The sequence below is a fragment of the Luteolibacter sp. genome (assembly GCF_058122085.1).
On sequence record NZ_JBIKBQ010000023.1, the window covers coordinates 26,415 to 36,084 of the forward strand.

Annotated in this window: 10 protein-coding genes and 1 tRNA gene; 9 read left to right on the top strand and 2 right to left on the bottom strand. The window is 60.5% G+C overall.

The window, feature by feature from the left end; all coding sequences use genetic code 11:
- The first annotated feature begins 24 nt into the window (after positions 1-24).
- Entirely contained in the window at positions 25-474 is a 450-nt protein-coding gene (locus AC4DF4_RS05215; protein ID WP_490047054.1) for a nuclear transport factor 2 family protein, read from the top strand.
- Here the strand turns inward: AC4DF4_RS05215 and AC4DF4_RS05220 are convergent.
- The gene (locus tag AC4DF4_RS05220; protein ID WP_490047055.1) at positions 452-694 is read right to left on the bottom strand and encodes a hypothetical protein; all 243 of its coding nucleotides are present in this window, start codon (positions 692-694) and stop codon (positions 452-454) included. The genes AC4DF4_RS05215 and AC4DF4_RS05220 overlap by 23 nt on opposite strands.
- 394 nt (positions 695-1,088) lie before the next feature.
- Between AC4DF4_RS05220 and AC4DF4_RS05225 the strand changes: the two genes are divergently transcribed.
- The 7 genes from AC4DF4_RS05225 (at position 1,089) to AC4DF4_RS05255 (ending at position 6,435) form a co-directional block, all read left to right on the top strand.
- Positions 1,089-1,161 (top strand) — tRNA-Ile (locus tag AC4DF4_RS05225).
- A gap of 173 nt (positions 1,162-1,334) precedes the next feature.
- Positions 1,335-1,649 carry an AAA-type ATPase lid domain-containing protein gene (locus AC4DF4_RS05230; protein ID WP_490047056.1) on the top strand — a complete coding sequence of 105 codons (315 nt, stop codon included), beginning with the start codon at positions 1,335-1,337 and terminating at the stop codon, positions 1,647-1,649.
- A gap of 90 nt (positions 1,650-1,739) precedes the next feature.
- Entirely contained in the window at positions 1,740-2,363 is a 624-nt protein-coding gene (locus tag AC4DF4_RS05235; RefSeq protein ID WP_490047057.1) for a DUF6088 family protein, read from the top strand.
- Between the two features lie 3 nt (positions 2,364-2,366).
- On the top strand, positions 2,367-3,425 hold the full coding sequence (locus AC4DF4_RS05240; RefSeq protein WP_490047058.1) for a nucleotidyl transferase AbiEii/AbiGii toxin family protein: 1,059 nt from the start codon (positions 2,367-2,369) through the stop codon (positions 3,423-3,425).
- A 361-nt stretch (positions 3,426-3,786) separates the two neighbouring features.
- The gene (locus AC4DF4_RS05245) at positions 3,787-3,981 is read left to right on the top strand and encodes a hypothetical protein (RefSeq protein ID WP_490047059.1); all 195 of its coding nucleotides are present in this window, start codon (positions 3,787-3,789) and stop codon (positions 3,979-3,981) included.
- A gap of 204 nt (positions 3,982-4,185) precedes the next feature.
- Entirely contained in the window at positions 4,186-6,066 is a 1,881-nt protein-coding gene (locus AC4DF4_RS05250) for an alpha-L-fucosidase (RefSeq protein WP_490047060.1), read from the top strand.
- A 141-nt stretch (positions 6,067-6,207) separates the two neighbouring features.
- A complete protein-coding gene (locus AC4DF4_RS05255) occupies positions 6,208-6,435 on the top strand; it encodes a hypothetical protein (RefSeq protein WP_490047063.1) in 228 nt (75 codons plus the stop codon).
- Between the two features lie 6 nt (positions 6,436-6,441).
- On the opposite strand, the gene AC4DF4_RS05260 is transcribed toward AC4DF4_RS05255, so the two are convergent.
- On the bottom strand, positions 6,442-6,972 hold the full coding sequence (locus AC4DF4_RS05260) for a DNA-processing protein DprA (protein WP_490047061.1): 531 nt from the start codon (positions 6,970-6,972) through the stop codon (positions 6,442-6,444).
- Between the two features lie 106 nt (positions 6,973-7,078).
- Here AC4DF4_RS05260 and AC4DF4_RS05265 point away from each other — a divergent pair, with 106 nt between their 5' ends.
- Positions 7,079-9,406 carry a glycoside hydrolase family 95 protein gene (locus AC4DF4_RS05265; RefSeq protein ID WP_490047062.1) on the top strand — a complete coding sequence of 776 codons (2,328 nt, stop codon included), beginning with the start codon at positions 7,079-7,081 and terminating at the stop codon, positions 9,404-9,406.
- Positions 9,407-9,670 lie beyond the last annotated feature (264 nt).

Here is a 9,670-nt window from a genome sequence, read left to right on the forward strand (position 1 = left end):
CCGGAATCCGTGCTTTCTTTCCACATGGCCCTGCACTGCCCCGACACGATGGCCGCCGTGGCGGACCTGTTCATGGAAATGTCTCCCGGGAAACTGGAGCGACTGGGTGACATTTATAGTCCGGGGATCGCCTTCTACGACCCGATCCACGAAGTCCGCGGCCTCACGCAATTGCGCGTGGTGCTTTCCAAGTGGTTCCAGAAAATGCCCAAAATTTCCTTCAAAGTGCTGGACGCCCATGCCGACGACCGCACCGGATTTTTCCTCTGGACCATGAGCTACCCGCAGAACGGAATCGAGCGGGTCATCCCCGGCATGAGTCACTTCCGCTTCGCCCCGGACGGGCGGATTTGCGAACAACGCGACCAATGGGACGCCTCGTTCGTGCTCTACGGCGAGCACCCGGTGCTCGGCTGGCTGATGCAGAAAATCAAACGCCGGGCGCAGTTCATCACGGAAACGGACGACACGTGACGCCGTCACAAAGCGTCACCCCGCCGCCCGCACCCGGCGCAAAAGCCACCTGCGGAAACTTGGACACTCCGCCGAAACCGCCCCACTCGAAATCGAACATCGTATCGCAGCGGTCCAGATAGGCGCCGAAAACCTTCGCGTCCGACAAGCCGCGCAACGCCGCCACTCCTAACGTTTCCATTTGCAACCGCTCCAGCACCCGCGCCGCGCTGGCCTCCATCTTCGCCCGGGCGTGCTACAGCAAATAGGCCGAGGTCTCGTGGATCAGCGCGTCAGGCATCGTCCCCCACCCTACCGCGATCCCCGTGGCTGTGCACTCGTGGGGAATCCACAGCCGGTTCGCGCCACATCATCTCGCCCGTTTCCCCGGCAGTTTGGCCGACCCCACCGGATTTGAAACCCGCTCCTTCGACTTCCCATTGACCTTGATCCGAACCCGATATAAGCCGTTTGCGTGACAAGACACCTATTCCGGCTTCGTCCGCTTCAAGCGGGCGACTTTACTGTCGGTTTTCCGTGTGATTGTCATGTGTTCGGTGGTTTTGTGTGTTGTTCTTTCGCGCGGTGTGGCAAACCGGGATACAAACAACACAAAACACGAGCAATCCCTTACAGGGCCTGTAGCTCAGCGGTTAGAGCAGGGGACTCATAATCCCTTGGTCCAGGGTTCAAATCCCTGCGGGCCCACCTTTATGATGAGTGAGTTATGAAAGTTTTTCAATCTAGCGGAATTCCGTGCTAGGGCAATTGTAGGGCAATAATCGACGCTCTTCGGCAAGCGTGATCGTGGATGTACTCGCGCGCATTCCCCCGGCCTTGAAATTGCAGCTCCCCGGCGATGCTATAACAGATTTCTAATTTTGCACGTTTACATCACCGAACTCGTTCGTTACCCGTGGCCCGGCAACGTCCGCGAGCTCCGCCGCGTCATCCAGCAATCCGCCATGCTGACTCCCGGGAAGGTGATCAACCCTGAAGACCTGCGATTCGAAGCTCCCATGCGGCCCAATCCCATGTCTGCGCTCCCCGATCCGTCCGAGGGTTTCAAGGTGAATGAGTTTGTCGATGAGATCAAACTCCACCTGATCCGCCGCGCCATGGAGCTCGGCGGCGACGTCCAGGCCCGGCTGCCAGGCTTCTTGGTATCACTCCACAAGCAATCAACCAGTTCCTGAAATCTCGGAATCTTCAATAATACTACTCCATCTATGCTCTTGATTTCGTCAGAAAAAGCAGTAGAACTTCGGTCGAAAAGTCACTCGACCATGAAAAAGCATGTTGATTCCATTGACGCCGCGATCCTCGACCGAATCCGAACGGGGCCGCAGGACCGTGTATGGACTCCGATGGATTTCATCGATCTTGGGTCGCGGGCAGCAGTGGACAAAGCCCTTTCCCGCAACTGCAAAAGCGGTCTCGTCCGTCGTGCGGGGCGTGGCCTCTACCACCAGCCCAGAAACCACCCGGCGCTCGGTTCGCTTGGTCCCAGCTACGACGCCATGCAGGATTTGGTTCAGCGCAAGGCTGGCGGCGACGTATTCCCCACCGGTGCCCACGCGGCCAATGTGCTCGGCCTCAGTGACCAGGTGCCCATGCGGAGCTGGCACCTGACCACCGGCCCGAACCGCCGCATCCGCAGCGGTAATTCCGAAATCGTCCTCCGCCACGTTTCCCCGCGGTTCGTTTCCACGAAAAACCCAAAAAGCGCTCAGGTCATCCTCGCCCTGCGCTGGATAGGAAAACGTGGCGTGGATGCCGACGTCATTTCGAAGCTCCGGCGAAACCTTTCCCCGGCCGACCGCGCGGCCCTTCCTGCTGATGCCGCCAGCGCTCCCGCCTGGATCGCCGACATTTTCCACCGCGTGGCCAAAGACCTGCCAGCCGCCTGAACCATGGATGCCTTGCTGAAGCTCACCCCCGCCGACCAACTCGACGCTTACGTTGAAGTGAACCGGGCGATGGGCCTCGACGCCGCCAGCGTGGAAAAGGACTTCTGGGTATGCTGGACACTGCGCGAAATCTTCTCGGATCCGGACATTGGTGGCCACATCACCTTCAAGGGTGGCACTTCGCTTTCTAAGGCCTGGAAACTCATCGAGCGCTTTTCCGAGGACATCGATCTCATCGTGGACAAGGAGGTTCTCGGCTTCGGTGGAGATGCCGCACCAGACAAGGCTCCCTCGAACAAACAGCGCAAGGCGCGTCTCGAAGCACTCATGGACGCCTGCCGCGATTGGGTCCAGGGAATGCTGCAACCCATCCTCGCGTCCCGAATCCAAAACGCTCTCGGTGAAACAGGCTGGCAACTCGAAGTCGATCCCGACATACCCGACGGCCAGTGCCTGCTCTTCCACTATCCCACGGTCTTCCCAGCCAGCGCGGCGGCATACGTCCGCCCTGTTGTGAAAATCGAACTCGGCGCACGCTCGGACGACTGGCCTCACGAGGAGAAGTCCATCCAGCCGTATGTGACAGCGCACTTTCCCACGCTCGACCCGGCACCATCCTGCGTCGTCCGGGTGCTCGCCGCCGAGCGCACGTTTTGGGAAAAAGCCTGCCTGCTCCACGAGGAAACCTTCCGCCCGCCGGGCAAGCCTCGAAAATTCCGCATGGTCCGCCATTACTACGACCTCTGGTGCCTCCTCCGAGCCGGTGTCGGCGAAAAGGCCCTGGCTCAAACGGCCCTCTTCGAGCGGGTCGCCGAGCATCGTGAACTCTTCTTTCGCTTCTCTTGGGTGGACTACACCACCCACAAGCCCGGCAGCTTCCGGCTCACGCCGCCCACAGAACATCTAAGCGACTGGAAATCCGACTACGCCGCCATGCTTGGCCCGATGTTCTTCGGCAAGACTCCTTCATTCGAGGAAATCATCACCATCGCCGCCGACTTCGAAAAAACCTTCAACGCCACCGCGAATCCCGAATCCTCTTCGGAAACTTCAACGAAATGAGATCCAGCCATCAACAAAGATTGATTTTTAGGGGCACACCCCGAGTCCAATCAAGGATTCAAAGCATTGAATTTAAGTCACTTAAATCAGAATTCGGGTTCTGGCACGGTCCCTGCGATGTATGGCAGCATCGCCACCCGTATTTGAACCCCAACATTCTACATTTCCTGCCCCGCTAGATTTCCCATCCTCATCCCATGTCCCGCAACGAACGCACCACCTGCAAGGAACTCATCGAACCCGCTCTCGCCCATCTCGGCTGGACCTGGGACGAGCAGCTGTGAGGCGGGCCGGGCCGAGTCAATCTGACCGGGGACACGATGTATGATGATTCCCGGGCGATCATCACGGACTGCTTAACGTGCCGGAAGAAGCTTCGGCTGCCGGTGTGAAGAAGCTGGTATTCGAGTCTTCCGCCTCGATCTACGGCGACAATCCGACGGTGCCGAAGCTCGAAAACCATGCTGCCCGAACCGAAGAGCCCGCACGCTGGATTTTTCAAAAACACCAACTGACAGGCAGCCACTTTCAAGTTCCAATCACCATCAGTCAATGACTCAAGAATTCACCTTTCGTCGCAAATTCATCAATCCCATCGGCGGTATCGCCGCGGGATGCACCAGCGTTCCGGGACTCGTTACGACGGCGGGGGTGTTTGTTGCTCACAGTCAGTTTGTTGTAAAACCAGGCTGGACGAATCCCCGCCTCTGACCATCTAGCTTTTATTCGCTAACAATCCTAATCCGCCACCGCATCTTCCATGAATCTTCGAAACTACTTCACCCTGCCCCTCACCGCTCTCGCTATCAGCGGGTCACTCCACGCCGTCGAGCCACCGACTCCCTTCGGCGCCCTGCCGCATGAACGCCAGGTTCAATGGCAACGCATGGAATACTACGCGTTCGTCCACTTCGGGCTCAACACCTACACCAACCGCGAGTGGGGATATGGCGACGAGGACCCGAAACTGTTCAATCCCTCATCCTTCGACGCGCGGGTGATCGTCCGCCAGTTCAAGGACGCCGGGATGAAGGGCGTGATCTTAACCGCAAAACACCACGACGGCTTCTGCCTGTGGCCGACCAGGACGACGGCCCATAACATTTCAAAAAGCCCGTGGAAAGACGGCAAGGGCGATCTCGTCCAGGAGTTCTCCACCGCCTGCAAAGCGGAAGGGCTCAAGCTCGGCATCTATGTCTCGCCGTGGGACCGCAATCACGCGGAATACGGTCGCGAAGGATATGTGAAGGATTTCCACGAGCAGATCCGCGAGGTCCTCACCCACTACGGGCCGATCTTTGAAATCTGGTTCGACGGCGCGAACGGTGGCGACGGATTCTACGGCGGGGCCAGGGAATCGAGAACCATTCCCGAGAACTACTATCAGTTTCAGGAAGTGGTGAAAATGACCCGCGAATTGCAACCGGACTGCGTGGTCTGGGGAGCTGGAGACGCCCGCTGGGGCGGCTCCGAAAAGGGCCACGTCGGCTACCCGCACTGGCACACGTGGGGTGCCGGCGGCATGGGTGCCACCGGCGTCCGCCACGGAATAAGCTGGGTCCCTGCGGAAGGCGACACTTCGATCCGGCCGGGCTGGTTCTGGCACGAGCGCGAGGACGGCCAGGTAAAGAGTCCGGAGAAGCTCACGCAGTTGTGGTTCGACTGCGTCGGTCGCGGAGCCAACCTCATCCTCAACGTCCCGCCAGACCGCGACGGAAAAATCCGTCAGCCGGACATCCAGTCACTGAATGAATTCCGCGAAGCCCGCGACGCGCTTTTTTCGAGAGACTTCGCCGTTGGAGCCGTCGCCGAGGGCCCGGCAAGGGGAGGGGATCCGACTTACTCCGCGGGCAAACTAACGGATGACGACATTGAGAGCTACTGGGCGGCCGATGATGATAACCACACCCCGACCGCCGAGATTCGGTTGTCCACATCCGCCACGTTCGACGTCATCCGCCTGCGTGAGCAAATCCGCCTGGGCCAGCGCGTCGATGCCTTTGAGATCGACGCTTGGATCGATGGCGATTGGAAAAAAATCCACAGCGGCAAAACCGTCGGCACGCAGGTGCTCATCCGGCTCCCCCAACCAACAACCACCGACAAGCTGCGCTTGCGGGTGACAGATTCCGCCGCGGTTCCATGCCTTTCCGAGTTCGCACTTTACCGGATGCCGGTGATCCGCGCAGCCGCCGAAAAAGTGAGCGGCCCGGATGCCAACCGCTCCAAGGCTTCGTGGAAAATTCTATCAGCCACCGCCGGGAACGCGGCAAACGCCATCGATGATGATCCTAAAACCTTCTGGCACACCCATCCGAACGAGGGCGAAAAGAACCCACCCCAAAGCTTTGATGTCGATCTGGGAAGTGACATCAAGATCGGTGCTTTCACCTACCTGCCGCGCCAGGACGGCACGCCCCATGGTATGACCGACCGCTATCGCTTCGAGATCAGCCGCGATGGAAAACGCTGGGTGCAAATTGCCGAAGGTGAGTTTCCGAACATCAAGGCAAACCCGATCGAGCAAATCGTTCCCCTGAGCCCTCCTGTAGTTGCCCGCTACTTCCGGTTCACGGGACTACACGCAATGGAAAAAAACCATGTGAGCGCCGCCGAGGTCGGGGTGATCGCGGCACCCTGATCATTGGATTCCGAGTTCGCGCCTCACGTCAACAAACGCCGCGACGGCGCGTTCCAGATCTTCCCGAGTATGGGCGGCGTTGATCTGGGTGCGAATCCGCGCCTTGCCCTGCGGCACGACCGGATAGCTGAATCCAATCACATGGACACCCTTGCCCCGCTCGCCAAAGCCGGAGTCCCGATCCTCGCCGTGGTCGGAGACGCCGACAAAACCGTTCCTGCTAGCGAAAACATCGATATCGTCGAGAAACGTTACCAAGCGCTCGGCGGGAAAATCCAGGTCATGCGCAAACCCGGCTGCGATCACCACCCGCACAGCTTGCCCGACCCTGCGCCGATCGTGGATTTCGTGGACGGGTGTTACCGGTGATTTTCTTCACCTCCGCGCATAGCGGAACTCTGGAAACGCCCGCAACAGCCGGCGCATCTCAAGCTTCATCAAAGTCGCCGTCACCAAATGCGCGGGCAGGCCGCTGCGCTCGATGATGAGATCCACCGGCGACTCGTCCGCAGTCACGACAGCGAAAACGATGGCTTCCTCTTCCGGCAGTTCGGGGATTTCCGCGCCGGGTTCCGCGATACTGGCTTTGCGGGCGAAGGGCGGTTCGCCGAGGTCGTCTAGCAGGTGACTGGCATCGGCGACGAGGGTGGCATCGGCGACGAGGGTGGCATCGGCGACGAGGGTGGCATCGGCGACGAGGGTGGCATCGGCGACGAGGGTGGCACCGTCGCCGATGAGTTGGTTGCAACCGGCGGACGTCGGCTTGTCGATCGGTCCGGGGACGGCGAAAATCGGTTTGCCATATTCGGACGCGAGATTTGCGGTGATCAGCGAGCGGCGGAGATGCAAAAGCGCGGCCACCCGCTCCACGCGCCGCTGGTCCGCGCCCTCTCCGTTGTTGCGCAAGTGTTCAAATAAGATTGCTGCCAGCCGGTGTCGCTATCAGCCTTCCCCCATGACTCACAGATCTGGATTTCAGTATCCCGGTGCGGCATGCCGCGTATGGAACCGCATGAATGGGCTCCTACTGCAGCTTTTGACCTGTCTCGCCGGGTCCGCCTTCGTTTCTGCCGTCGAGCCTCCCGCCGAACCGATGAGCGTTTGGTTCACGGCACCCGCAAAAAGCTACCAGGAATCTTGCCCGCTGGGCAACGGCCGCCTCGGCGCGATGGATTTCGGCGGGACCGGCGAATGGCGCATCGTCCTCAACGAATCGTCCGTCTGGTCCGGCGGCCCCTATGACTCGAACCGCCACGATGCATGGAAATGCCTGCCGGAAGTGCGCGAAAAAATCTTCTCCGGCGAGATGGCCGGTGCCGAAGCGTTGCTGAAGAAAAATTTCCAGTATCCCGACGGCACCAAGGGCTGGTGGAATCCCAATCAATTCGGTTGCTATCAGATTCTTGGGGATCTCTTGATCCGGTTCCAAACGTCCGGGGACGCCGCGGCATCCGGATACCGCCGCGACCTGAACCTGCTCCAAGGTGTCTCAACGACCATCTTCGCCTTGAACGGTGCCGGGCAGAAGCGCGAAGTGTTCGTGTCGAAGCCGGACGAGGTGATCGTCGTCCGGTTCATGGCCACGGGTTCGGAAAAGCTCTCGTTCACCGCCGGCTTGTCGCGGAAGGAAAACGCCACGGTGAAAGCGGACGGAACCGACCATGCGCTTGTCGGCCAACTGCCCTTCGAGAAACCGGGCGGCGGCGGCGAGGGCACACGGATTTTAGCGCTGTTATGCGCGGAGAGCACCGGAGGAACGACCCGCACGACTGACCAGGGCATCACCATCGAGGGCGCGGATGAGGTCCTGCTGTTGGTTTCCGCCGGCACCAGTCTGGGCAATCCCGGTTTTGAAAAACAGGTGCGCGACCGCCTGGCCGCCGCCCGCCGCAAGTCCGCCGACGCGCTGCGCTCCGCCACCGTGTCCGACCACGCCTCCTCCATGGAGCGCTGCAAGGTCACGCTGCCCGCCGGTCCCAACGCAGCCTTGCCGACGCCCGAACGCGTGAAGCTGAATGAAAAATCTCCCGACCCCTCGCTGGCCGCCTTGTATTTCCAATATGGCCGCCACCTCATGGTTTCCGGATCGCGTCCCGACTCGCCGTGGCCGACCAACCTCCAAGGCATCTGGGCCGAGGAATACAATACGGCGTGGTGCGGGGACTTTCACACCAATATCAACCTCCAGATGAACTACTGGCCCGCCGAGGTGACCAACCTCGCGGAGTGCCACCTGCCGCTGATGCGCTTCCTCGAAGGCATGTCCAAGGAAGGCGCGCGCACCGCGAAGGCCTATTTCAACGCGCCGGGATGGACGGCTTATCACACGCAGAACCCATGGTTTGAAACCTCGCCCAGCTACCTGTCGGCCTCGGCCGGCCCGACATGCGGCGCGTGGCTCGTCCAGCATGTGTGGACGCATTATCAGTTCACCCGCGACAAGGAGTTTTTGAAAAAATACTATCCGCTTCTGCGCGGTGCCGCCGAATTCTGCGCCGAGGTGCTTGTCGAGGATCCGAAATCCGGTTTTCTCGTCACCGTGCCCTCCAGCTCGCCGGAAAACAGCTATTTCACCACCGCCCAGGACGGCAAACGCATCAAGGCATGGCTGTGCGCCGGCTCCACCTATGACATGCAGATCATGCGCGGTTTGTTCCAAGCCACCACCGAAGCCGCCGCCCTGCTCGGCGTGGACCGGGAATTCGCGGAGAAACTGACGGCCACCAGTGCCCGCCTCGCCCCCACCAAGCTCAACAAGGACGGCCGCATCATGGAATGGCAGGAGGACTTCGAGGAAGTGGAGGTCAGCCACCGCCACAGCTCGCACCTTTGGGGACTCTATCCCGGCACCGAAATCAACGCCAATACCCCGCACTTGTTGGAAGGCGCGCGCCGGTCGCTCGACCGCCGCGGCGACGCTTCGACCGGTTGGTCGATGGCTTGGAAGGCGAACTTCTGGGCAAGGCTCAACGATGGCGACCGCGCCGCCAAACTGGTTTCGATGCTCATCGGCCGCGGTGCCCCCAACCTGATGTGCCTTCACCCGCCATTCCAGATCGACGGCAACTTCGGCGGCTGCGCGGCCGTCGCCGAAATGCTCGTCCAAAGCCACGATGGCCGCCTCACCCTGATGCCGGCCCTGCCCGCCGCCTGGAATCATGGCACCGCCAAGGGACTGCGCGCCCGCGGCGGTTTCGAGGTGGACATGGAGTGGCAGGACGGAAAAGTCACCCGAGCCACCATCCACTCGCACGTCGGAGGCCCGCTCACCCTCCGCCATGCCGGCAAAGAGCAAACGTTTGCCACCCAAAAGGGCCAACGCCTCGAATTCACACCCTGAAGAACGAGGCCCCATCGTGCAATCGTCGCTTGATGTCAGTGGCCACCTCGGTTTCCTATCCGCCATGCTGACCAAGACGCTGCGGCCGCAAGTCTTCGCTGGCCGAATGCTGATCCTTGGTCGCCGCGCTCAAGGCTGACGGCTGCGCGGTAATGCCGGGCACGGCGGATTTTTGCACGGGTCATCGGCGGGGTGAGGTGATGGTGGCGAAGGCGTGGCGGTTGTTGAAGCGGCGCATGTCGTCATGGAAGTCCTTCAACGTCG